This is a genomic window from Pseudomonas sp. AK-TSAG1-1 (assembly GCF_056821665.1).
The window spans coordinates 3,767,713-3,790,122 of record NZ_CM165965.1 but is presented as its reverse complement, the minus strand read 5'-3'; the positions used below and the strand labels follow the sequence as shown (position 1 = coordinate 3,790,122).

At 61.0% G+C, this 22,410-nt stretch carries 27 protein-coding genes; 11 read left to right on the top strand and 16 right to left on the bottom strand.

Annotated features, from left to right (window positions below):
- Positions 1-62 precede the first annotated feature (62 nt).
- A complete protein-coding gene (locus tag AC1UK9_RS16710; RefSeq protein WP_025111382.1) occupies positions 63-266 on the top strand; it encodes a hypothetical protein in 204 nt (67 codons plus the stop codon).
- A gap of 6 nt (positions 267-272) precedes the next feature.
- On the opposite strand, the gene AC1UK9_RS16705 is transcribed toward AC1UK9_RS16710, so the two are convergent.
- Together AC1UK9_RS16705 and AC1UK9_RS16700 are read right to left on the bottom strand one after the other, a co-directional pair.
- On the bottom strand, positions 273-509 hold the full coding sequence (locus tag AC1UK9_RS16705; RefSeq protein ID WP_482578023.1) for a DUF2789 family protein: 237 nt from the start codon (positions 507-509) through the stop codon (positions 273-275).
- Positions 510-555: 46 nt separating this feature from the next.
- Positions 556-831: a hypothetical protein gene (locus AC1UK9_RS16700; protein ID WP_081794893.1), complete on the bottom strand. Its 276-nt coding sequence runs from the start codon at positions 829-831 to the stop codon at positions 556-558.
- Positions 832-1,234: 403 nt separating this feature from the next.
- Here AC1UK9_RS16700 and AC1UK9_RS16695 point away from each other — a divergent pair, with 403 nt between their 5' ends.
- From AC1UK9_RS16695 to AC1UK9_RS16685, 3 genes are all read left to right on the top strand, one after another.
- Entirely contained in the window at positions 1,235-1,705 is a 471-nt protein-coding gene (locus tag AC1UK9_RS16695) for a hypothetical protein (RefSeq protein WP_025111384.1), read from the top strand.
- A gap of 8 nt (positions 1,706-1,713) precedes the next feature.
- Positions 1,714-1,911: a hypothetical protein gene (locus AC1UK9_RS16690; protein ID WP_025111385.1), complete on the top strand. Its 198-nt coding sequence runs from the start codon at positions 1,714-1,716 to the stop codon at positions 1,909-1,911.
- Positions 1,912-2,040: 129 nt separating this feature from the next.
- A complete protein-coding gene (locus tag AC1UK9_RS16685; protein WP_482578022.1) occupies positions 2,041-3,057 on the top strand; it encodes an ABC transporter substrate-binding protein in 1,017 nt (338 codons plus the stop codon).
- Between the two features lie 94 nt (positions 3,058-3,151).
- Here AC1UK9_RS16685 and AC1UK9_RS16680 read toward each other — a convergent pair whose 3' ends face one another.
- Positions 3,152-5,284, bottom strand: a complete 2,133-nt coding sequence (locus AC1UK9_RS16680; protein WP_482578021.1) for a TonB-dependent receptor — start codon at positions 5,282-5,284, stop codon at positions 3,152-3,154.
- Positions 5,285-5,376: 92 nt separating this feature from the next.
- Positions 5,377-5,766: a DUF2946 domain-containing protein gene (locus AC1UK9_RS16675; protein ID WP_482578020.1), complete on the bottom strand. Its 390-nt coding sequence runs from the start codon at positions 5,764-5,766 to the stop codon at positions 5,377-5,379.
- A gap of 93 nt (positions 5,767-5,859) precedes the next feature.
- Here AC1UK9_RS16675 and AC1UK9_RS16670 point away from each other — a divergent pair, with 93 nt between their 5' ends.
- Positions 5,860-6,300, top strand: coding sequence for a DUF3995 domain-containing protein (locus tag AC1UK9_RS16670; RefSeq protein ID WP_473012855.1), 441 nt, complete (start codon positions 5,860-5,862; stop codon positions 6,298-6,300).
- 125 nt (positions 6,301-6,425) lie between these two features.
- Here the strand turns inward: AC1UK9_RS16670 and AC1UK9_RS16665 are convergent, their stop codons facing one another.
- From AC1UK9_RS16665 to AC1UK9_RS16635, 7 genes are all read right to left on the bottom strand, one after another.
- Positions 6,426-6,788 (bottom strand): Na+/H+ antiporter subunit G, encoded by a 363-nt coding sequence (locus tag AC1UK9_RS16665; protein WP_085711416.1) that lies wholly within the window; start codon positions 6,786-6,788, stop codon positions 6,426-6,428.
- The gene (locus AC1UK9_RS16660; protein ID WP_007910754.1) at positions 6,785-7,063 is read right to left on the bottom strand and encodes a K+/H+ antiporter subunit F; all 279 of its coding nucleotides are present in this window, start codon (positions 7,061-7,063) and stop codon (positions 6,785-6,787) included. The genes AC1UK9_RS16665 and AC1UK9_RS16660 overlap by 4 nt, the downstream gene beginning before the upstream one ends.
- Complete coding sequence (locus AC1UK9_RS16655; RefSeq protein WP_025111391.1) at positions 7,060-7,548, bottom strand: Na+/H+ antiporter subunit E; 489 nt, start codon at positions 7,546-7,548, stop codon at positions 7,060-7,062. The genes AC1UK9_RS16660 and AC1UK9_RS16655 overlap by 4 nt, the downstream gene beginning before the upstream one ends.
- Complete coding sequence (locus tag AC1UK9_RS16650; RefSeq protein ID WP_482578019.1) at positions 7,545-9,224, bottom strand: monovalent cation/H+ antiporter subunit D; 1,680 nt, start codon at positions 9,222-9,224, stop codon at positions 7,545-7,547. Before AC1UK9_RS16650 ends, AC1UK9_RS16655 begins: the two co-directional genes overlap by 4 nt.
- Positions 9,221-9,565, bottom strand: coding sequence for a Na+/H+ antiporter subunit C (locus tag AC1UK9_RS16645; RefSeq protein ID WP_025111393.1), 345 nt, complete (start codon positions 9,563-9,565; stop codon positions 9,221-9,223). The genes AC1UK9_RS16650 and AC1UK9_RS16645 overlap by 4 nt, the downstream gene beginning before the upstream one ends.
- Positions 9,565-12,483, bottom strand: a complete 2,919-nt coding sequence (locus tag AC1UK9_RS16640) for a monovalent cation/H+ antiporter subunit A (RefSeq protein WP_482578018.1) — start codon at positions 12,481-12,483, stop codon at positions 9,565-9,567. The genes AC1UK9_RS16645 and AC1UK9_RS16640 overlap by 1 nt, the downstream gene beginning before the upstream one ends.
- 247 nt (positions 12,484-12,730) lie before the next feature.
- Complete coding sequence (locus tag AC1UK9_RS16635; protein ID WP_025111395.1) at positions 12,731-13,666, bottom strand: DMT family transporter; 936 nt, start codon at positions 13,664-13,666, stop codon at positions 12,731-12,733.
- Between the two features lie 85 nt (positions 13,667-13,751).
- On the opposite strand from AC1UK9_RS16635, the gene AC1UK9_RS16630 reads away from it, so the two are divergent.
- Together AC1UK9_RS16630 and AC1UK9_RS16625 are read left to right on the top strand one after the other, a co-directional pair.
- Positions 13,752-14,315 (top strand): helix-turn-helix domain-containing protein, encoded by a 564-nt coding sequence (locus AC1UK9_RS16630; RefSeq protein WP_083368790.1) that lies wholly within the window; start codon positions 13,752-13,754, stop codon positions 14,313-14,315.
- Positions 14,316-15,710 carry an FAD/NAD(P)-binding protein gene (locus tag AC1UK9_RS16625; protein ID WP_482578016.1) on the top strand — a complete coding sequence of 465 codons (1,395 nt, stop codon included), beginning with the start codon at positions 14,316-14,318 and terminating at the stop codon, positions 15,708-15,710.
- 50 nt (positions 15,711-15,760) lie between these two features.
- Here AC1UK9_RS16625 and AC1UK9_RS16620 read toward each other — a convergent pair whose 3' ends face one another.
- Together AC1UK9_RS16620 and ppnN are read right to left on the bottom strand one after the other, a co-directional pair.
- The gene (locus AC1UK9_RS16620) at positions 15,761-16,495 is read right to left on the bottom strand and encodes a substrate-binding periplasmic protein (protein WP_025111398.1); all 735 of its coding nucleotides are present in this window, start codon (positions 16,493-16,495) and stop codon (positions 15,761-15,763) included.
- A 263-nt stretch (positions 16,496-16,758) separates the two neighbouring features.
- Positions 16,759-18,132, bottom strand: coding sequence for a nucleotide 5'-monophosphate nucleosidase PpnN (ppnN, locus tag AC1UK9_RS16615; protein WP_025111399.1), 1,374 nt, complete (start codon positions 18,130-18,132; stop codon positions 16,759-16,761).
- A 223-nt stretch (positions 18,133-18,355) separates the two neighbouring features.
- On the opposite strand from ppnN, the gene AC1UK9_RS16610 reads away from it, so the two are divergent.
- A complete protein-coding gene (locus tag AC1UK9_RS16610; RefSeq protein WP_025111400.1) occupies positions 18,356-18,883 on the top strand; it encodes a DUF3087 domain-containing protein in 528 nt (175 codons plus the stop codon).
- On the opposite strand, the gene AC1UK9_RS16605 is transcribed toward AC1UK9_RS16610, so the two are convergent.
- Complete coding sequence (locus AC1UK9_RS16605) at positions 18,880-19,266, bottom strand: DUF2784 domain-containing protein (protein WP_482578015.1); 387 nt, start codon at positions 19,264-19,266, stop codon at positions 18,880-18,882. The two genes, AC1UK9_RS16610 and AC1UK9_RS16605, sit on opposite strands and share 4 nt — an antisense overlap.
- A 152-nt stretch (positions 19,267-19,418) precedes the next feature.
- Here AC1UK9_RS16605 and AC1UK9_RS16600 point away from each other — a divergent pair, with 152 nt between their 5' ends.
- The 3 genes from AC1UK9_RS16600 to AC1UK9_RS16590 all read left to right on the top strand — a co-directional run bounded on the left by AC1UK9_RS16600 (position 19,419) and on the right by AC1UK9_RS16590 (position 20,637).
- On the top strand, positions 19,419-20,117 hold the full coding sequence (locus AC1UK9_RS16600; protein ID WP_025111402.1) for an AzlC family ABC transporter permease: 699 nt from the start codon (positions 19,419-19,421) through the stop codon (positions 20,115-20,117).
- Complete coding sequence (locus AC1UK9_RS16595) at positions 20,117-20,428, top strand: AzlD domain-containing protein (protein WP_177327350.1); 312 nt, start codon at positions 20,117-20,119, stop codon at positions 20,426-20,428. The genes AC1UK9_RS16600 and AC1UK9_RS16595 overlap by 1 nt, the downstream gene beginning before the upstream one ends.
- Positions 20,429-20,493: 65 nt before the next feature.
- Entirely contained in the window at positions 20,494-20,637 is a 144-nt protein-coding gene (locus AC1UK9_RS16590) for a hypothetical protein (protein WP_177327347.1), read from the top strand.
- A 49-nt stretch (positions 20,638-20,686) separates the two neighbouring features.
- Here the strand turns inward: AC1UK9_RS16590 and AC1UK9_RS16585 are convergent, their stop codons facing one another.
- Both AC1UK9_RS16585 and AC1UK9_RS16580 read right to left on the bottom strand, forming a co-directional pair.
- On the bottom strand, positions 20,687-20,959 hold the full coding sequence (locus tag AC1UK9_RS16585) for a hypothetical protein (protein ID WP_025111404.1): 273 nt from the start codon (positions 20,957-20,959) through the stop codon (positions 20,687-20,689).
- 331 nt (positions 20,960-21,290) lie between these two features.
- A complete protein-coding gene (locus AC1UK9_RS16580; protein ID WP_482578013.1) occupies positions 21,291-22,394 on the bottom strand; it encodes a cytochrome P450 in 1,104 nt (367 codons plus the stop codon).
- Between the last annotated feature and the right edge of the window lie 16 nt (positions 22,395-22,410).

Below are 22,410 nucleotides of genomic sequence, written 5' to 3'. Positions count from 1 at the left end.
CTCTACGAATAAATCATTAACATTCCTACTAGTTAGGTAGCTAATGAGTTCTGGAGGTCAACATGCAGAGCAGAGTCGATGTCGCGGTGATGATTGGCAGTGGTGTGCCCGCCGGATTGCGCGCGATGGGCCAGAGCGTGTGCTGGGTGGTGTTGCTCAATGGTGAGCGCCGCGGCACCGCGTTTGCCAGTCGCGATGAGGCTGAGGAGTGCAAGGCTGCCTGGCTCGCACAGCTGCAAGCCGAGCCGGGCGACAGCCTGCACTGACATTTATTAACGGCCGTCGTGCAGACGTACGTTCAACTCGTCGACCATTACTGCTTCTTCACCGTCGGCGCGCAGCCATTCCTTCAAGAGTTGCGCCTGTTGCGGCGTCCAGAAGTCGGCATCGATCAGTTTGGTACTGGCATCCAGCGGATGCGCTTCGATGAAGTCGTCGATTGCACTGCCCTCCGATGGCAGTCCAAGTTGATCGAACAGGGTTTTCAGATCATAGGCAGGCAGTTCCATCGTGTACTCCTTTTGCGTGTGCCGGAATGGCGCTGTCGCTCGCTCTTTATCTGAGGCAGCCGTTGGGCAAGAGTTCGATTCTTGATTCAAGCGAGCGGGCAAGGGCGCACGCTGCGTTGTGATCTTCGCGGAAACCTCTTACACGACCGGTAGATGATTCCTTGATATGAAAAAACGCATTGCCCGCCGGAACTACCTGGAAACGCGGGGCGCTGGTGCTTTGTGCGTATTGCGCAAGTTCTGCTATAGCGCTGCCGTGCAACACGAAAGGGGCGTCGATGCTGGCGTTGGAGGGGCGGGCAAAGTGAGTCAGAGTGCACATATGAAGTCCTTTTCATGAGTTGGCCGACGTTTACTGGTCGGTTCGGGTAGTCGTAAGGAGCATCGCTGCTCTAGAATCGCCAGTGCCTGTTGGCGACAGGTGCCTATCTAAAGCAATTTTTTACGGGCGATATGTCGGAAAAGGGCTTTTTTTCGTCAGCTTTTTCCCTAAAGTTTGTAGTCCGTCTTCGTTGCGCTTCAATGAAGACTTTTCCTTCAAGGCCTGGCGAACGTCGAAGCAAGTTTCCCGCGTGACTTTCCAGTAGTCTTGCGAACTCGTGATGAATGAGCGTTCTGTTTGATTCAGGTTGACTGGAGTCATCTGGTAACAGCATCGGCCTGGCCGTTTTTTTTGCCGTGCGCGTTTTGGCGCAGGGTATTTTTTCAGATGTGGGGATGTTTCTTTGGCAGTCAGTAATCTCGATATGCATGCTTTGTTCGTGCTGGGTGATTTGCGTGCAAAGCTGGTCAAGCAGTTTCAATCGCGTTTTGTTTACATCACCGAACAGAACGCCGAAGGCATTTACGTGGCCGAGATCGACACCGAAAGCGCGTTGGTGGTCGATGACAAACCGGGGCTCAAGCTCAAGGTCGGCGATCATTTCAGCGCCTCGGTCCTGCCCAGTCGTGAAGGCGGCAAGATGGACATCCGCTTTCGCGAGATCAAACTGACGGTGTATGGCCTGGGTGATTACGCCTTTGTCGAGACCGCCGATGGTCACGCGATCCTGTTCAAGGAAGGCCACAGCGTGGTGACGGTGTTTGCCGCGCATCAGCAATTGCAGGAAGGTCTGACCAAGACCCTGAAAGCCGTCACCGGCAAAGCGGCGAAGTGGCGCAAGGGCGAACTGGTCACATTCAAGGCCAGCGAGTGATTGGTGGCTTGAGTCGCGCCGACTTCCATTCGCAGAACTCCGACCGCGCGCGTGAAGAGGCCTTGCGGCTGTTCAACGCCAAGGCCGGGTTGCAAGGCGCCTGGTTGAACTGGGTAGCGGCGCAGATCTATGCCTTGCGGCCTGCCGAATACGCCAGCATGGTCAGACGCGAGCTGCAAAGCTTGCAGGAAAAGTCTGAAACATAACCTCGTCGGGGATGGACTCCCTGAAAAAGCAGGAACCTCGGCTACAGTCAGTTGACTGAGTATTCAGAGGCTTGCGGTCTTCTGCCAGGCCATCCTGCTATTGCTGTGAACAGCACGAGGTGCAAAAGCATGAAAGGATTTCGACGGTTACTGGCCGCCAGCGTAGTCACGCTCGGTGTACTGACGTCCGCGCAACCGGCAGCGGCGGCACAGGCGCCGATCCATTTTGCCGACCTGAACTGGGAAAGCGGCAGCCTGATCACTGATGTCCTGCGGATCATCGTCGAGAAGGGCTACGGGTTGCCGACTGATACGTTGCCAGGCACCACCATTACGCTTGAGACCGCGCTGGCCAACAATGACATTCAGGTCATTGGCGAGGAGTGGGCCGGGCGCAGTCCGGTGTGGGTCAAGGCTGAAGCGGAAGGCAAGGTCGCCAGTCTCGGCGATACGGTCAAGGGCGCCACTGAAGGCTGGTGGGTGCCGGAATACGTGATCAAGGGCGATCCGGCCAAGGGCATCAAGCCGCTGGCGCCGGATCTGCGCAGCGTCAGTGACCTGAAGCAATACAAGGATGTGTTCAAGGACCCGGAAAACCCGAGCAAGGGCCGGTTCCTCAACAGCCCGATCGGCTGGACTTCGGAGGTGGTGAACAAACAGAAGCTGACTGCCTACGGCCTGCAGGACGACTACACCAACTTCCGCAGTGGTTCCGGCGCAGCGCTGGATGCCGAGATCAGCTCTTCGATCCGCCGGGGCAAACCGGTGCTGTTCTATTACTGGTCGCCGACACCGCTGCTGGGCAAATTCAAACTGGTGCAGCTGGAAGAACCGCCATTTGACGCCGAGGCGTGGAAGACGCTGACTGATGCTGACAATCCTGATCCGAAACCGACCCGCTCACTGGCCTCGAAGCTGTCGATTGGCGTGTCTGCGCCGTTCCAGAAGCAGTACCCGCAGATTGCCGAGTTCTTCAGCAAAGTGGATTTTCCGATTGCACCGCTGAACAAGGCTCTGGCCGAGATGAGTGAGAAGCACACCGCGCCACGGGAGGCGGCGGAGGCGTTCATGAAGGCGCACCCGGAGGTGTGGCAGGCGTGGGTGCCGAAGGATGTGGCGCAGAAGGTGGCGGCTGATCTGAAGTAGGCGGTGAGTCGGCTGGCCTCTTCGCGAGCAGGCTCGCTCCCACAGGGGAATGCATCCTATGTGGGAGCGAGCCTGCTCGCGAAGCTTTCAGGTTTTAGAATCTGGTTTGTACCGCCAATTCAAAAGTGCGCGGCGTACCCAGATAGTAAGCCGGCGAAACATGCGCAAACTCGGCATACACCTCATTGGTCAGGTTACGCACCCGGCCGGTGACGGTGGTGTGCGAGTCGACCTTGTAGCTGAGGAAGCTGCCGAACAGCGTGTACGACGGTACGGTCATGGTGTTCGCCGTATCCGCATACACCGATGCCACGTACCGCGCATCGACGCCGCCTTGCCATTGCGGTGAAAAGTCATAAGTCAGCCACAGGTTGCCCACCCGATCCGGGACGTTGGTTGGCGTATTGCCCTTGCGTGACACCACCACGCCGGCGGCATTCTTCTCGGTGAAATCGTCGTATTGCGCATCGACCCAGGCGAAGTTGCCTTCGGCCAACAGCTTGTCAGTGATGCGCAAGGAGCTGGCGATCTCGATGCCTTTGGAGGTTTGCTGGCCCACCGGAATGCTGCTGGTCGGGTCCAGCGGATCAGTTACGGCAAAATCCTTGCGTTCGATGGTGTAGGCGGCAACTGTCGCCGAGCCACGGCCGTTCAGGTAGTCGAACTTGCTGCCGATTTCCCATTGCTTGCCAGTCGAAACGTCGAAGTCCTGAGTGCCGTTCGGTTGCTCGGCGGCGGTGCTGTATTGCACGTAGACGTTGGCCGACGGGATGAACTGGTAAGTCAGGCCGACACGCCCGGTGACGGGCTCCCAACTGCGCTTGAGGTGCTTGGGATTGGCGGCGGTTACCGTGCGATGGTTAGTCACGTCGAGGTCGATGTCGTCGTAACGCAGTCCGGTCAGCAGCGCCAGTTTGTCGGTCAGTGCCAGCCGGTTTTCCATGAACAGTGCCTTGGTCGTGACCTCGTTGGTCTTGTCGCTGATCAGCGCCGGGTTGGTGCCGGGAATGTCGTAGAAATGCCCCGGCCGGTAGTTGTTCGGATCGACCGTACTCGCGCCTTTGACATTGAGTGGCGAATTGGTGGTCTGGTTGACCTTGTATTCGAAGCCGCCGGACCAGGTGGTGTCGAGGCCGAACAGGGTGTTGTCGTGGCGCAGTTCGAACTGGTTGCCGTTCTGCTCCCCTTGATGCCGCACCTGATAGGCCGTGGAGCGGTTCACCGCGCTGTTGTCGGCGTTGTACTGATAGGTCTCGAGGTTGCGGTAGTCGCGCTGACTGTCGAGGTGATACAGCGTGTTGCGCAAGGTGGTGCTGTCGTTGATCCGGTAGTCGATGATCGAGCGCAGCCAGATCGTGCGCTGTTCGTAGCGTCCATCCTCGACGTTGTAGTTGTTGAAGCGGTTGTGTTTGTCGATCTTCAACTCGCCAGCCTTGGGATTGAGCACCGGGGTGCCCCAGTACGGGCTGTCTTCGTGTTCGTCCTGATATTCCACGGCCAGGGTGTGTGACAGATCCGGCGTGAGGTCGCTGAGCAGCGAGAACGCCACGCTCCAGGCATCGCGCTCCTGGCGGTCGATGTAGCCATTGCTGGTGTTGTGGCTGACGTCCAGGCGCGCGTAGTGCTGCACGTCGGCGCTCGGGTCGGTGAGGGCGTGGTTGAGGCCGAACGCGGTTTCGGTTGTGTCGTAGGTGCCGTAGCTGACGCGACCTTCGACGGCTTGCTCTTCGCGGGTCGCCAGTTTGGTCACGTAGTTCAGCGAGCCGCCCACCGAGCCTACGCCGTTGATCAGCGACGACGGGCCGCCAACCAGTTCGACGCGATCATAGATCCACGCGTCCACCGGCCGGGCGAGTCCGCCGGAGACATTGATGCCGTTGAACATCTGGGTGATCTGGCTGCTGGTGAAACCGCGATAGGAGACGAATCCGCCAAAGCCTGGCGGTGCGCTGGCGTTCACCCCGGGCAGGGTGTTGGCGGCGTCCTGGAAGTTCTGCGCGCCGTGGCGCTCTATGTCATTGCGGTCGGCGATGGCCACCGAGGCAGGCGTATCACGCACGCTGAGGCCGAGGCGCGAGGCCATGCCGCTGGATCGGTCGAGGCTCAGCCCCGGCTCGGTTGTGGATTCGCCGTCGATGGTGATCGGCGCCAGATCCACGGTGGATTGCGCCCAGGCGTTAAGGGACAGGCAGCCGCACAGGCTCGCCAGCAGAGGAATATGTTTCATCGTTGAATCCTGAATGCTTGTCTAGGAATCAGCGCACAGGCGAACGCCGCGCGTTGGCGCAGTGGGCTGAAAAATCAAAAAGGCAAAGACACTCAGGCGAGCGGCGGGGCGCGAGGATTGGCCGAAGGCCAGGTGAAGCGGGCAGGGAGATCGGCGCTGACGATGGGCGCCAGCGGCGGGCTGTGTTGTTCCGGCAGAACCGCGAGGGTCAGGCTGGAGTTGAACGCCGGCCCCATGCCGCCGCCGACCGAACACAGCGGACAGCCGAACGCCTTGGACAGGGTCGGCAGTTTTTCTTCGACGGGATTGCTGGTCAGTGGCGCTTGAGTGGCCGGGTCGACCGTACAGAACTGGCCGCCGATGCCGTTGAGTTGCATCCCGACCATTTGCCCGTGACCGATGCTGCAGGCGAACACGTTGAACAGGACGCAGCAATAAAGCATCCAGGCCAGCAGTGAACGATCGGAACGGGAGAATTTCATGGGGCGGCACTTTACCGTACCGCTGATCGGTCGTGCACTTCAAAAAATGCCAACTAGGATGATTTGTTCAAATCCCTTGAAAGGATTTCAACCATGACCTTTGTGATGGCTCAATGGCTGGTGACGATTTTTGCAATGATCGCCCTGGTGCATGTGTATTGGGCGTTGGGTGGACAATGGGCGGCGGTCGCGGCAGTGCCACAAGTGCCGGTGCAAGGCTTGGTGGCGACGGTGCGCCCGGCGTTCAAACCGTCAGGCTGGATCACTTTGCTGGTGGCGGCAGCGTTGTTGCTGATTGCAGCTCTGGTGTGCATGCGGGTCGGCTGGGGAATGCCGGCTGTGCATCATCCGGCGTTGCAATGGGTGATCAGTGCGATTGCGTTGTTGATGTTTGCCCGGGCGATCGGCGATTCGAATCTGGTGGGGTTTTTCAAGGAAGTGAAGGGCTCGCGGTTTGCGCGGCTGGATACCTGGGTGTATTCGCCGTTGTGTCTGGTGTTGGGGGCGGGGTTGTTGGCGGTGGCTTGGGTTTGAGCTTTGAGGTGAATTTGAGGTCGCTTTCGCGAGCAGGCTCGCTCCCACATTTGGAATGCATTTCCCCTGTGTGAGCGAGCCTGCTCGCGGAAGGGCCAGTCCAGACACCATAGCTGTGGAACTAGCTAGCTACCGCTTTCGGTCCGTCGGCTACTCACTTCAGCCGGCACATCATCCCCCGCCATGCGCTTGCGGAACAACGCCGCCCGCGCCAGCAGCAGGGTGGTCACCGGCACGGTAATCGCCAGCAGGATCGGGATCAGCCAGGCATGCAGCACCGGCCCCGATTTCAATGCCGAAAAACAAATGATCGACGCCAGCGCCACGCACCACGCGCCCAGTGTCGAGGCGAGTGCCGGTGGGTGCATGCGCTGAAAGTAGTCCTTCATGCGCAGCAATCCGGTCGCGCCGATCAGGGCGAATACGCCGCTGAGCACCAGCAGGATCGCCACCGGAATCTCGACCCACAGCGACAATTCAGCATTCATTCGATCACCTCGCCACGCAGCAGGAATTTCGCCAGGGCAAACGAGCCGACGAAGCCGAACAGCGCGATCAGCAGCGCCGCCTCGAAATAAGTGTCACTGGAATAACGAATGCCCAGGGTCAGCATCATCAGCATGGCGACGATGTACAGATAATCCAGGGCGAGTACCCGATCCTGCGCCGATGGGCCCTTGAACAGGCGAACCAGGGTCAGAACCATCGCCAGCGAGAACAGGAACAGCGTCAGCAGAATCGCGTTCGAGAGCAACGGGCTCATTCGAAAATCTCCATCAACGGCCGCTCGTAGGCAGTCTTGAAGTGGTGGATGAATTGCGCTTCGTCATCCAGATCCCAAACGTGCAGCAGCAGGATGCTGCGATCCAGCGCCAGCTCCGACCATACCGTGCCCGGCACCACCGTGCAGATCATTGCCAGTGTCGCCAGACCATGCGCATCGCGCAGATCGAGCGGTACTTTGACGAAGCGCGAGCGCGGAGGCCGGCGGCCGGCGTTGAGCACGCCCCAGGCAACGATCAGATTGGACATCACTACGTCACGCCCGACGAGCAAGAACAATTTGATAATCGTCCCCGGCCGGCGAATGCGTGCATGTTTCGGGCGCAACTTGCGCATCATCAAGGGGGCAGCGAAACCCAGTATCGCGCCGAGCAGCAGATTGCCCGGGCTGATCGACAGGTTCAGCGTCAGCCACAAAGCCCACAGTGCCAGCGACAACCATGGCGCAGGAAAGACACGCTTCATGGCTGCACCTCCAGCATCGCTGCCTTGGCTTCAGGGCTTGGCACGGCGCGGGTGCCGAGCACCGCCATGACATATTGCTGCGGGTTGTTCAGGGTCTCAGCGGTCGCCTGGGTATAGCGCAGCAGCGGCTCGGCCTTGAAGGTCAGGGCGATGCTCAACCCCAGCAGCAGGAAAATCGGCGCGCATTCGAGTTTGCGCAACAGTGGCGAAGGCCGCTCTTCTGGCGTCCAGAAGCGTTGGATGCCCAGTCGCGAAAACGCCATCAGCGAGGCCAGCCCCGACAGGATCAGCAGCGCCAGCAAGGCCCAGGCCGCGTAGGAGATCGGCGCGTCGGTGCCCAGTCCCAAAGGATTGAGCAAGGCGCCGATCAGGCTGAGCTTGCCGATGAAACCGGACAGCGGCGGCATGCCGATGATCAGCAACGCACAGGCGATGAAGCTGAGGCCGAGAAACGCCATGGTCCACGGAATGACCTGACCGACCACGGCTTTCTGTTCGTCGTCGAGGTTGATGCCCTTGGGCGGTTGCAGGGATTCTTGTGGGCGCGGCAGCAACTCGCTTTCGTCTTCCAGCGGAATTTCGTTGGCCGAGCGCGAACGCTCGATCAACTCGGCCAGCAAGAACAGCGCGCTCAACGCCAGGGTCGAGCTGACCAGATAGAATAGTGCGGCGCCGATCAGGTTCGGCTGGGCGAAACCGACGGCCGACAGCAGGATCCCCGCCGACACCAGAATGCTCAGGCTGGCCATGCGTTCCAGACGCTGTGCGGCAAGAATCGCCAGCGCCGCACAGGCCATGGTCGCCATACCGCCGTAGATCAGCCAGTCGCCACCGAAGAAGGCTGAAGCCCCGGCCTGCCCGGAGAACAACAGCGTCCACAGGCGCAGCAGGGTGTAGACGCCGACCTTGGTCATGATCGCGAACATTGCCGCGACCGGCGCGCTGGCGGAGGAATAGGCCGGCACCAGCCAGAAGTTCAGCGGCCACATGCCGGCCTTGGCCAGGAATGCCACCGCGAGAATCCCTGCGCCGGCGTGCAGCAAGCCACGGTCGGCTTCCGGTACCAGCGGAATCTTCAGCGCCAGATCGGCCATGTTCAGTGTGCCGGTGACGCCGTAGATCAGTGCCGCGCCAATCAGGAACAGCGACGAGGCCAGCAGGTTGATCGAAATATAATGCAGCCCCGACGAGACCCGCGCCCGACCCGAGCCGTGCAGCAAAAGACCGTAAGAGGCGGCGAGCAGTACTTCGAAGAACACGAACAGGTTGAACAGGTCGGCGGTGAGGAACGCACCGTAGAGGCCCATCAGTTGAATCTGGAACAGCGCGTGGAAGCTCGAACCTGCGCCATCCCAGCGTGCCATGGCGAAGAGCAGGGCGCTGACGCCAATGATGCCGGTCAGCACCAGCATCAGTGCCGACAGGCGATCGACCACCAGCACGATGCCGAACGGCGCTTGCCAGTTGCCCGGCAGGTACACGCCGATGGAACCGGGAACACCAGTGGTTTGCGTCCACTGTAGCAGCATCACCGAAATGAACAGCCCGACGAGGCTGGAGAACAGGTTGATTTTCGCCTTCAGCGGTCGGTGCTTCTCGCCGAGCATCAACATGATGGCGGCGGTCAGCAGCGGCAGCAGGATCGGTGCGGCGATCAGGTGAGTCATCGCCATCATTCCTTGGGCTCCCGGCCGTCGACGTGGTCGGTACCGGTCAGGCCCCGCGATGCGAGCAGCACCACCAGGAACAGCGCGGTCATGGCGAAGCTGATGACGATAGCGGTCAGCACCAGGGCCTGCGGCAGCGGGTCGGTGTAATGCAGCAGATCCTGGACCACGCCGTCCTTGATCACCGGCTCCTTGCCGATGAACAGACTGCCCATGCTGAAGATGAACAGGTTGACCGCGTAGGACAGCAGGCACAGGCCCATGACCACCTGGAACGTCCGTGGTCGCAGTACCAGCCAGACGCCGGACGCAGCGAGTACGCCGATGGCGATTGCGATGACTTCTTCCATCAGACGGCTCCTTTGCTGGCGACGGACTTGGGTAGGGACGCGGTCTTGTGACCACGCACCGATTGGTGGGCGAGGGCGGTGAGGATCAGCAGCGTCGAGCCGACCACCACGGCGTACACGCCGATATCAAAGAACAGCGCACTGGCAATGTGGATGTCGCCCAGCAGCGGCAATTCGAAATGCCAGGTGTGAGTGGTCAGGAACGGATAACCGGCCGCCATCGCACCGAGGCCGGTAGCGGTGGCGAACAGCAGACCGGTGCCCATCCAGCGCAGTGGTCGCAGGCTCATTTGCGCCTCGACCCACTGCGTCCCGGCGACCATGTATTGCAGGATGAACGCCACCGACATCACCAGCCCGGCGACAAAACCGCCGCCCGGCTGATTGTGCCCACGCATGAACAGGTAGAACGACACCACCAGCGCAATCGGCAGCAGCAGGCGCACCAGCACTGCCGGCACCATCATGAAGCCGAGCGCGGTGTCGCTGGCGGTACGCGGATTGACCAGATCGGTGACCACGTCCGGCGCGAGCAGGCGTTGCTGGGCCGGCAGTTGCAGGCTTTCTTTCGGCGGGCGGAAGCGTCGCAGCAGGGCGAACACGGTCAGGGCCACGGCCACCAGTACGGTGATTTCACCGAGGGTGTCGAAACCGCGGAAGTCCACCAGCATCACGTTGACCACGTTGCTGCCACCGCCCTCGGGCATGGCGCGACTGAGGTAGAACGACGAGATGTCGTTGGGCGTCTGCCGCGTCAGCATCGCGTAAGACAGCAGCGCCATGCCGGCGCCGACGGCAATCGACAGCAGCAAGTCGCGCAGACGGCGGATGCGCGCCTTGCGCAGGCTGCTCGGCAATGGCGAGACTTCTTCGATCCGCCGTGGCAACCAGCGCAGGCCCAGCAGGATCAGTACCGTGGTGACGACTTCGACCGCCAACTGCGTCAGCGCCAGGTCCGGCGCCGAGAACCAGACGAAGGTCACACAGGTCATCAGGCCGCAGACGCTGACCATGGTCAGGGCGGCGAGACGGTGATACTTGGCCTGCCACGCCGCACCGAGAGCGCAGGCAATTGCCAGCAGCCACAGGGTGACGAACACGATGGAACCCGGAATTTTCGGCCGGTCGCCCCAGCTCAGGCTGCTGTGCAGCATCGGGATCAGGCCGGCGAGCACTGCCGCCAAGACCATCAGGAACAGTTGCATCTGCAGGCGACGGGTGCCGAGTCGGCGTTCTACCCGGCGAGCCATGCGCATCATCACCACCAGACTGCGTTCGAACAGCCGCTTGCCATTGAAGCGGCCCACCAGCGGCGGGTATTTGAAGCGTCCACGCTTGAGCTGGTTGCGCAGCAGCAGATAGACCACGATGCCGCCGGACATGGCGATCAGGCTCATGATCATCGGGGCGTTGAGGCCGTGCCAGATCGCCAGGCTGTACTCCGGCAGGGTGCCGCCCACCACCGGCAACGCGGCGGCTGCGAGCAGCGGGCCGACCACTTGCGCCGGAAAGATCCCGACGACCAGGCAGGTGAACACCAGCAGCTCAACCGGCGCGCGCATCCAGCGCGGCGGCTCGTGCGGGGTGTGCGGCAGGTCGGTGGCCGGCGGGCCAAAGAACACATCGACGGTGAAGCGCAGCGAGTAAGCGACGCTGAACGTACCCGCGATGGTCGCGACAATCGGCAGCGCCGCTTCGACCCACGCGGTCGCGTTGATGAACACGGTTTCGGCGAAGAACATCTCTTTTGAGAGGAATCCGTTGAGCAGCGGCACCCCGGCCATCGACGCACTGGCCACCATCGCCAGTGTCGCGGTGAACGGAATCAGCTTGATCAGGCCGCTGAGCTTGCGGATATCGCGGGTGCCGCTTTCGTGGTCGATGATGCCGGCGGCCATGAACAGCGACGCCTTGAAGGTGGCGTGGTTGAGGATGTGGAACACCGCTGCGACTGCCGCCAGTGGGCTGTTCAGGCCCAGCAGCAGAGTGATCAGGCCCAGATGGCTGATGGTCGAGTAGGCCAGCAGGCCCTTGAGGTCATTCTGGAACATCGCGCAATACGCGCCGAGCAGCAGCGTACACGCGCCGGCGCCGCTGACGATGTAAAACCATTCTTCACTGCCGGACAGCGACGGCCACAGGCGTGCGAGCAGGAACACTCCCGCCTTGACCATGGTCGCCGAGTGCAGGTAAGCCGAAACCGGGGTGGGCGCCGCCATGGCGTGCGGGAGCCAGAAATGAAAGGGGAACTGGGCGCTTTTGCTGAGGGCGCCGATGAGGATGAGAGGAAGCAGGATAGGGTAGAGGGCATGTGCGCGAATCAGATCGCCGGCGGCCAGGACCTTGTCCAGGTCATAGCTGCCGACGACATGGCCGAGGATCATGACCCCCGCCAGCAGGCATAGTCCCCCGGCGCCGGTGACCATCAGCGCCATGTAGGCGCCACGCCGCGCGTCGGCGCGGTGGTGCCAGTAGCCGATCAGCAGAAACGAGAAGAGGCTGGTCAGCTCCCAGAAGAACACGATCTGGATCAGGTTGCCGGAGATCACCAAGCCTAGCATGGCGCCCATGAACGCCAGGAAGAAGGCGAAGAAACGCGGCACCGGGTCGTCCGGCGACATGTAGTAGCGGGCGTATAAAGAGACCAGGGTGCCAATGCCCAACACCAGCATCGAGAACAGCCAGGCGAAACCGTCCATGCGCAGGACGAAGTTCAAGCCGAGGCTGGGCAGCCACATGAATTCTTCGCGGATCACGCCGCCGTGGGCGATTTGCGGGTACAACAGCGCGACCTGCACGGTACCGATCAGAGCGACCAGACCTGCCAGCAGGGATTCGGTATTACGCGCGTTGTGTGGCAGCACCGCTGCCAGACAGCTGCCAATGAATGGCAGAAGCAGTAGAACTATCAGGGACATAGGCTTCTAATCTGCGGAAGTTTGTGAAGCATCATACGTGCCAGCTCCCTGATTACCAAACGCCAGGATGTCTCAGAATCCTACAAAGTAGTCTGGAATTTTCTGTTTGGCATTGTTTCAGGTGGATGGATGTTACTTGGGATGGCCTCATCGCGAGCAGGCGCACTCCTACAGGGGGAACGCATTTCAATTACAGGCGTGCGCCTGCTCGCGATCGCTATGGTTCAGGCACTCAAGATATGGCGGATTAACCTTGGGTTTCCCGCTCCAGTTCAGCGTCGACTTCGACAGCCTTACCCTTGGTCTTCAACTCGCTGACAATCACCGCCGCCACGATCAATCCTGCGCCGACCAGGGCAATCGCCGGCAAGCGCTCCCCGGCGATCCGCCCGACGATCCCGGCCCACACCGGTTCACCGGCATAGATCAAGGTCGCCCGAGTCGGCGAAACGCTTTTCTGCGCCCAGTTCATTGCCACCTGAATCGCCGCACTCGCCGCGCCCAGGCCCAGTGCGGTCACCAGCAGCGTCGAGGAAAAGTCTGGAATCGTCTCGCCCGTCGGCACGACCAGCAGGAACGACAACACCGACGTCGTGGCCAGTTGCACCACGGTCACCCGCCGCACATCGACCTGGCCGGCATAGGTGCTGATCAGAATGATCTCGGCGGCAATCGCGATCGCACTGATCAGCGTGGCAATTTCACCGGGGCTGAAATTCAGCGACGCGCCAGACGGCCCGGACAGCAGCATCAAGCCGGTAAAGGCCAGCATGATGCCGATGCTCGGCATCAACCCGGGTCGACGGCCCAGCACCAGCCATTGCAGCAACGGCACGAAAGGCACGTATAGCGCGGTGATGAACGCCGACTGGCTGCTCGGGATCGTTTGCAGGCCCACCGTCTGCAAGCCGTAACCGAGCATGATCGCCACGCCGATAAAGGCGCCGGCCTTGAGTTCGAACAGGGTGAGTTCGCGCAGATGGCGCCAGGAGAACAGCGCGACGATGCTCGCCGCAGCGGCGAAGCGCAGGCCGACGAAGAACATCGGGCCGCTGACGGTCATGGCGTGTTGCACCAGCAGGAACGTGCCGCCCCAGACCATGGTGATCAGCACCAGCACGCACTCGGCCTTGCTGAAGCGGGAGAAGCGGAGAGGCGTGGAGGAACCGTTTGCTGACGTCATGACCTTGCGCACTATAAAAGGCAGGACGCACAATGCGCCCAACGTTGCGCAGTATACTGCCCAACTCCACCAAGTGAGCAATATAGTGCACAAAGATTCCAGCCAGCGGGCGTCCGTCCTGCAACACGTCAGCCTGAACGTTCGGCGCCTGCGCCACGCCGCCGACATGAGCCAGACCGCGCTGGCCGAAAAGTCCGGCGTCAGTCGGCGCATGCTGGTGGCGATCGAGGCCGGGGAAAAGAACGTCAGCCTGACCACCCTTGACCGTGTCGCCGAAGCCCTCGACGTAGCCTTCAGCGACCTGATCCAGGCCCCGGACGCCCGCGACCCGAGCCGCATCAACGAAGTGGCTTGGGCCGGCGCCATCCCCGGGAGCAAAGCGGTGCTGCTGTCCAAGGCCACCGCCACCCGTGAGGTCGAGCAGTGGGAATGGTGTCTGCAACCGGGGGAGGTCTACCCGTCACAACCGGACGCCGATGGCTGGAGCGAGCAGATCTACGTGTTCGAAGGCTGCCTGACGCTGATGCTCGGTGAGCAGCGGCAGCAGATCGCGACCGGTGAATTTTTCATGTTTGCCAGCAACCAGCCGCACAGTTATCGCAACGACGGCGATGTGGCGACACGGTTTGTGCGTAATGTGGTGATTTGAATGAGTGAGAGCGCAGACATTCTGATTATCGGCGGTGGCCTCAGCGGCACGATGCTGGCGGTGCAATTGTTGCGGCTGCCCGGCCAGCGCAGGATTATCGTCATCGAACCACGCGCCGAACTCGGCCGTGGCGAAGCCTACAGCGCCGTCGAACTGGGCCACACGCTCAACGGCAATGCGGCGCGGATGAGTGTCGATCCGGACAACCCCGATGACCTGACCCAATGGCTGACCACGCACATTGCCGGCGGTGGCTGGCCTGAGTCGGCCGAGCAGGCTGTGCCGATCAGCGAGCTGTTCCCACCGCGCGGGCTGTTTGGCGTATATGTGCAGCAGCGTCTGGCCGAGGCGCGGGTGGCCGGCGCGCAGCAGGGTTCGACGGTTGAGCACATCTGCGCCGAAGTCGTCGATCTGCAAAGCGATGCCGATTCGGTGCAAGTGAGCTTGAACGATGGGCGACGGTTACGCAGCACCTACGCCGTGCTCGCCACGGGCATGTTTCCCGCCGCCCGCACGCCGCAGAAAGAGTCCAGTGGCCTCAATGCCGCTGCGCTCGATCCGTGGGATGTCGCGGCCATGCGTCAGCTTGATCCGCAGTCAACCGTGCTGATCATCGGTTCCGGTCTGACCATGGTCGATGCGGTGGTTTCACTGGAACAGGCCGGGCATCGCGGGCCGATTGAAGTGTTCTCCCGTCACGGACTGTTGCCCCATGTGCGGCGGCAACCACCGGCGTGGCCGGATTTTCTCGCTGAAGATCACAGTATCCGCACGCCGCGCCAATTGCTGCGTGAATTACGCAGGCAGTGTCGTGACGCCATCGCCCAGGGCATTGACTGGCAGGCGCCGCTGGACACGGTTCGAGCACATATCGCACGGTTGTGGAGCCAGGCCTCCGATGTGCAGCGTCGACAGTTCGTCCGGCATGTGCGGCCGTGGTGGGAGAGTCATCATCACCGCTCTCCGCCCTTGAGTGCGGCGTTGGTTGAACGCTTGCACAGCGAGGGTCGTTTGCGGATTCAGGCGGCGTCGTTCAAGGGGCTTGAGCCTCACTCGGGCGCTGGCGTGAGCATTCGAATTCGTCGCCGTGGTGAAGCCGCTACCGGTGTGGTGCATGGCGCAGCGCTGATCAATTCCAGCGGCATCGAGTACGACTGGCGCCGCGTGGCGCGAGCGTTGCCCCAGCAGTTGCTCGCGCGTGGACTGGTGCGGCCGGGGCCGTTGGCGCTGGGAATTGCGGCGGCGGTGGACGGTGCCGTGCTGGACGCTGAAGGGCAGGCCGGCAGCCGACTGTTCGCGGTGGGGCCACCGCTGCGCGGGATGTGGTGGGAGAGCACCGCGGTGACGGATGTGGCGTTGCAGGCGAAGGCGCTGGCGGCGCGGCTGGTGGGTTGAAGGCAGGCCGCCTTGCAAAGATCCTTGCAGGAGTGAGCGGGGCAGGTCAGTCAGCGCGGCAGTGAATTCATCAGCCAGCGCTTGCGGATCTGTTCAAGGCGACCATCGGCGCGCAAGGTTTCGAGTGCCTTTTGCCAGCGTGCAACCTGCTGCGGATCGGTCTGCAGCGAGAAGGCAATGTAGGTGTCCTGATGTGTCAGCGGGATCTGATACTGCAATCGCTGCGGTTCCATGCCCTGGGTGCGGGCCAGCGCAGCGGTGGACAGGGTGTCGGACACCACGAAATCCGTCCGGCCCAGGCTGAACAGCCGCATCATCTGCTCCGGGGTTTCGACGCCGTCGAGGTTCTTCAGGTTTTGCTGTTGCAGGTAGCTATAGATCAGCCATTTGCGCGGCACGCTGATGCGTCCTGCCTGATCCGCCTCCTGCAGTGAGCGTACCGGTGGCTGGTTGTAGGCGTGGCCGTAGAGGGCGGTTTCGACTTCAATCAGCGGCCCGACCCATTGGTAGCGTTCATCACGCTCGTCGGTGCGCAGGACGGTAAACACGCCGGTGTTCGGGGTTTCGCTGGCAGTGCGCAGCGCACGCAGTAATGGCACTTGTTGCAGGCTGATCCGGTCGCCGGCCTGTTCGGCCAGCGCGCGCACCACATCCACGCCGTAACCCACCAGTTGATCGCCTTGCTGAAAATGCAGGGGCGGATGGTTGTCAGTGAGCAGTTGCAGATCCGCCGCATTGGCCGCCAGGGCGAGAAGTGACAGCAGACACGCGGCAATCCGTTTCATGAATCGTCCCTGAAAAATAGATCGCGAAGCTTAGTACGGGCCGAGGGTGGCTGTCGTGAGGAATGTACGGGGCTTTTGTGTCAGAAACAAAGGCTGATTGGCAGCGCCGGGTTCACCCAAAACAATTGTGGGAGGGGGCTTGCTCCGGGCGGCGACTCGACGAAGGTGGTGTGTCAGGCAACAGATCGGCTGACTGACACACCGCCTTCGTCGGATCGCCGCCCGGAGCAAGCCCCCTCCCACAGGGGGCATGTGGTGGCTGGTTACGCCACCACGCGGTAGCACGGCACGTACGCTGCGCCGCCCGGCAGTTTCATCCGGTGCTGGGCAACGAAGGCTTTGAGCAGCGCATCGAGCGGTTGCATGATCGCCGCGTCACCGCGGATCTGGTACGGCCCGTGCTCTTCGATCAGGCGGATGCCCTTGTCCTTGACGTTGCCGGCCACGATCCCGGAGAACGCGCGGCGCAGGTTGGCCGCCAGTTCGTGGGCCGGCTGGTCGCGGTGCAACTTGAGGTTGGCCATGTTTTCGTGGGTCGGATCGAACGGACGCTGGAAGCTTTCGTCAATTTTCAGCAGCCAGTTGAAGTGGAACGCATCGTTGCGCTCGCGGCGGAACTGCTTCACCGCTTTGAGGCCGGCGGTCATCTGCCGGGCGACTTCGGCCGGGTTGTCGATGATGATCTGATAGTGCTGCTTCGCCGCATCGCCGAGGGTGGCGGTAACGAATGCATCGAGTTGTTCCAGATACGGCGCGGCATGTTTCGGCCCGGTCAGGATCACCGGGAACGGCAGTCCTTCGTTGTCCGGGTGCATCAGGATGCCCAGCAGGTACAGAAACTCTTCGGCGGTGCCGGCGCCGCCCGGGAAGATGATGATGCCGTGGCCGACACGGACGAACGCTTCCAGACGTTTCTCGATGTCCGGCAGGATCACCAGTTCATTGACGATCGGGTTCGGCGCTTCGGCGGCAATGATGCCCGGCTCGGTCAGGCCGAGGTAGCGTCCACCGTGAATACGCTGCTTGGCGTGGGCGATGGTCGCGCCCTTCATCGGGCCTTTCATTACGCCGGGACCGCAGCCGGTGCAGATGTCGAGGCTGCGCAGGCCCAGTTCGTGGCCGACTTTCTTGGTGTATTTGTACTCTTCGGTGTTGATCGAGTGACCGCCCCAGCACACGACGATTTTCGGCTCGACGCCCGGACGCAGGGTGCGGGCGTTGCGCAGCAGGTGGAAGACGTAGTCGCTGATGCCTTGCGAGGTGCTCAGGTCGATGCGCTGGCTGTCGAGTTCGTTTTCGGTGTAGACGATGTCGCGCAGGGCGCTGAACAGCATCTCGCGGGTGCTGGCGATCATTTCACCGTCGACGAAGGCGTCGGCCGGAGCGTTCAGCAGTTCGAGGCGCACACCGCGATCCTGCTGGTGAATGCGGATTTCGAAGTCCTTGTAGGCTTCCAGAATGGTCTTGGCGTTATCGACATGGGCGCCGGTATTGAGGATGGCCAGGGCGCACTGGCGGAAGAGGGTGTAGGTGCTGCCGGATCCGGCTTCGCTCAGTTGCTGGACTTCACGTTGAGAAAGGGTTTCCAGGCTGCCTTTTGGGCTGACCGAGGCGTTGATTACGTGTCGTTGGGTCATGCAATGATCCTTAAAACGATGTCATCCCAAAACCAGGCGGATGGCATCCGAATAGTGTGTATCCATGAATGAAGATGGCACGATCTGCGCTGTACCGCCATGTCCCCGTTGGACGCTGAAAAGATGAAAAGGGCCCCCAGCATAGCTAAATCGCAGAGAGAGGCGATAATGCGCAGCGAGTTTTTTCCGTTGCCCTTTTTATCGCTCAAGGAAGTCATCACCGATGTTCGAGATTCAGCCGATGGACGCAGCAACGTTTCGCCAGCAGACCCGTCGCAGCACGCTGATCATTGCCGTGCTGTTCCTGGTGCTGGCGATGGGGTTTTCCACGGCGGCAGTGGCGCTGTTCGGCGAGCCCGGCGGGGATAATCTGCGCTTCAATGTCGGCGGGGTGTTCGTCGCGTTTCTGCTGACGGCAGCGCTGATGCGCGGGCAGTTCTGGCAGCAGGCGTGGATGGCGCCGGCGGTCTACAGTTGGCGGCTCAAGCGCAGCCTGATGAGCGTGACCAACGTCATGCATCAGGTGACGGCGGCTGTTGAACAGAACGACCCAACCGCGATGAAGGTGTTGCGTTTCTACCATCTGGGGCTGACCCAGATGCACGAACTGGATGGCAACTCCAGCGATCACGCGCAATTGCACCGGGAAGTCGAAGCTCACCGGGAGCGGATGCAGGCGCTGGGTCTGGATCTTGACCAGAAGCGCCTGGATCCGGCCTGGCTGGCGGCCTTGAAACCGGCTGCGCGTTAGAACGGAATGCGGCTGGCGCGGCGCAGCTTCCACGAGCGGATCAAACGCCCATAGACCAGCAGATTGATCACCAGCACCAGGCTGCCCAGTACCAGCTGGATCTGCGGCGTCAGCCCGGCGGGGTAGATGATTGGCCAGACGTAGTGCTCGATGAAGCCGCCGGCGTATTCGGTTTGCCCGGCGGCGTGGCGCATCAGGTTTTCCCAATAGGTCAGCGGACAGGTCAGGTGCAACACCTCGACCGCCACACCCCACGCAGCTGCCGGCAGATGCAGCCACATCAAGCGTGGCCACTTGAGCACCAGCAGCCCGCCGAACAGCACGAACAGAATGAATGACAGATGAAACAGCACCAGCCCGTCGGCTGCGATTCGGTACAGCATGTCGTCTCCCTGACGCGATTGTGAAGGCCTCCATGGTACGCCGACAGCGGCGCTCGGGCGCTGCGATTTAGTGCAAGTGCGCAAGATTGTTCAAGCCGTGAAGGGGCATTTGCTGGCAGAGTCTGCGACCGTTTCCTCGGTTGAAGAGCGTTATGTCTGACTCACTTATGCCGCGCAGTGCGTTTCTTCGCGGTGCGGCGGCAATCATGCCGTTATCCCTGGCGACAGCGCCGTGGGGGCTGCTGGCCGGCTCCATGGCGATCGAAGCCAATCTCACACCATTGCAGGGGCAGGGCTTGTCGAGCATCGTGTTCGCGGGCGCCGCGCAACTGGTAGCGATCGGCATGCTCAAGGGCGGTGCCGGGATTTTCTCGATTCTGCTGACCACGTTGCTGCTGACCTCGCAGCACTTGTTGTATGGCATGAGCATGCGCTCGGTGATTTCGCCGCTGCCCGGACGCTGGCGCATCGGTCTGGGTTTTTTGCTCACCGATGAACTCTTCGCCCTGACCAGCCAGCATGACCGCCAACAGTTCAATCGCTGGTATGCGTTGGGCGTCGGCCTGACGTTCTACGTTGCCTGGAACCTCTTTACCCTCGCCGGCATCGTGCTGGGCAGCAGCATTCCGGGGCTGGAGCATCTGGGCCTGGACTTCTCGATTGCTGCGACGTTTATCGCGCTGATCACGCCGGTGGTGCGCAATGTGCCGACCGTGGTTTGCGTGGCAGTGTCGTTGTTCTGCTCGGTGCTGTTCAGTTATTGGCAGTGGGGCTCGGCGCTGGTGCTGTCGGGGCTGGCCGGGATGACCGCAGGGTTTGTCTGCAACAAGTTGTACAGGGAGCGCACATGATCATCTGGGCAGTGATTTTCGGCATGGGGATCCTGGTGTTTCTCAACCGTTACGTGTTTCTCGAACCGCGCCTGCCGGTGCGTTTGAGCAGCAATGCACGGCAGTTTCTCGGTTTTGCCGTGCCGGGAATGTTGACGGCGATCTGCGGGCCGATCGTGTTCATGCCTGATAAACAGCTGAATTTGCAGTGGGATAACCCGTATCTGCTTAGTTCGCTGGTGGCGATCGGGCTGGTGCTGTACACGCGCAATACTTTGCTCAGCATGTTATTGAGCATGGCGTTTTTCTTTTTGTTGCGCTGGTGGTTGTAAGTTGCACTGGTAAAATTGTTCTACGCTTTAAGGATTCAGGTTCTTTTTATTCAGGCGAGGTGCACATGACAACCGAGCAAGAGCGAGCGGATGAAGACGAAGATGTCGATGAGCCGACGGAAGAAGAGATCGAGCGCGAGAAGCGCAAGGAACAGACCTGGAAGCACGATGATGACAAGGAACTCACGGGGCCCGACGTGAAGTTCTGAAGCCATTTTGCAAAAAAAAGCCCCGCAATTGCGGGGCTTTTTCGTTGTATCAGAGGTCTTCCAGCGACGGGAAGTCCGGGTGTGACGCCCGATAGCCCAAGGTCCTGTCGATCCACGCGTTGAGTTCGTTGACCATCACCGGCGGGTGGCCGGGGTAGCTTTCGAGGGTGGTGCGCAGGATGCGTTCGATGTCCGGCACTGAACGCAGGTTTCGGGTCTTGATGTAGTGGCCGATAAAACAGTCGAGTTGAAAGCGTTCTGTCATCGACAGATAGATACACTCCAGGCCGTTGGCCTGTTTGATTGCAAAATCGTCGCGCAACTTAGTTCTCTGCAAGGCTTGTTAAAGTTGTAGGGGATTCCTGGTTTTGTTGACTCTTTGGTCAACTGATATGCCAATTGGAAATGCGGCGCGCATGCTATCCGTAGTGCATCTAAATGTATGTATGACGGTTGAAATGTCAGACAGGCGGTTAGTTCGCTCAAACGACTGTTTTGTCGATGTCTGTATCGCCGTTGAAACACCCGGTGTAACGCCCGGGAATCACTTTGCAGCGCGTACTCTGTTAACGCTTCAGAGGAGCGGATCTTTAGGCCTCTCGGCCTACGCGTTTGCCCGGCTTCGCCAACAACCCTATCGAGCTGCACAGCGCTTAAAGCCGTACCGCGCTGAACAGCGCAATCCGTCCATTGAGCGATGGGCGGTAATGCCAGGCCAGTTGCTGCAGATTCACACCCTGATCAAGGATTTCTCTGACCGTCGCAGCGGCAATGCTCAGCGCCAGCGCTTGCCCCGGACACTGATGCCGGCCGTTGCCGAAACTGAAGCTGCGCCGACTCGGGCGATCGAGCAGGAATTGGTCAGGCTGTTCATTCAACAGGGGATCGCGGTTGGCTGAAGCCAGCAGCACCAGAATCACCTCGCCGGCCTCGACCCGCACGCCATCAATCTCACACGACTGCGCGACAAATCGCCGGGTGTTCTGCACCGGCGGATCAAAGCGCTGAACCTCGGCCAGCAGCGCATCCAGCGAGGCTTCGCGCAAGCCAGGCTGACGCCGCAGTGCGATCAAGGCATTGCCGATCAGCCCGGCCGTCGCTTCAAACGTCTGCGAACAGAGGCCGATCAGGTTGGCGATCAGCGTATCTTCATCGCCCTCAAAGCGCTGGCCGATGGCCTTGAGCAAGTCGCTGTGCGGTTCTGCCAGCAGTTCGATGAAATAACCGCGTAACTGCTCAGCGGCGATATGGGCCGCCGCCAGTTGCAGATCATTGCTCAGTGGCGAAAGGCAGGCGACGAAATCGGCCGTGAGTTCACTGATCGCTCGACCTTGCGTCGGGCTCAAGCCCAGCAGCGTTGAAACCACGGACACCGGGCCACAAAACATCGCCTTATATAAGCCGTCGGCATCGGCTGTCATCAATCGTGCCGCGACCAGCGTGCGCACCTGATAGTCATCGATCAACTGCAGCGCAGGTTCGACCGCAGAGCGTGGACAGCGCTGGCGCTCGCCATCGTTCATCCGCATCAACTGACCGAACACCTTGCCAGCCATGCCTGAGGCAATCGCCTTGGGCACCGGCTCCTGCATCGGTCGCACCCGGCAATCGGCATGCGCCAACACCGCACACACCGCGCGGGCGCTGCTGGCGACCCATAGTTTGAGTTCGTGATGAAAGGTCAGTCCGCCCTGAGCGCGCAATTCGGCGTAGTAGGGATAAGGATCGGCATGCGTCGCAGCGATGATCGGGTCCACGGTTCACAGCCTTGTC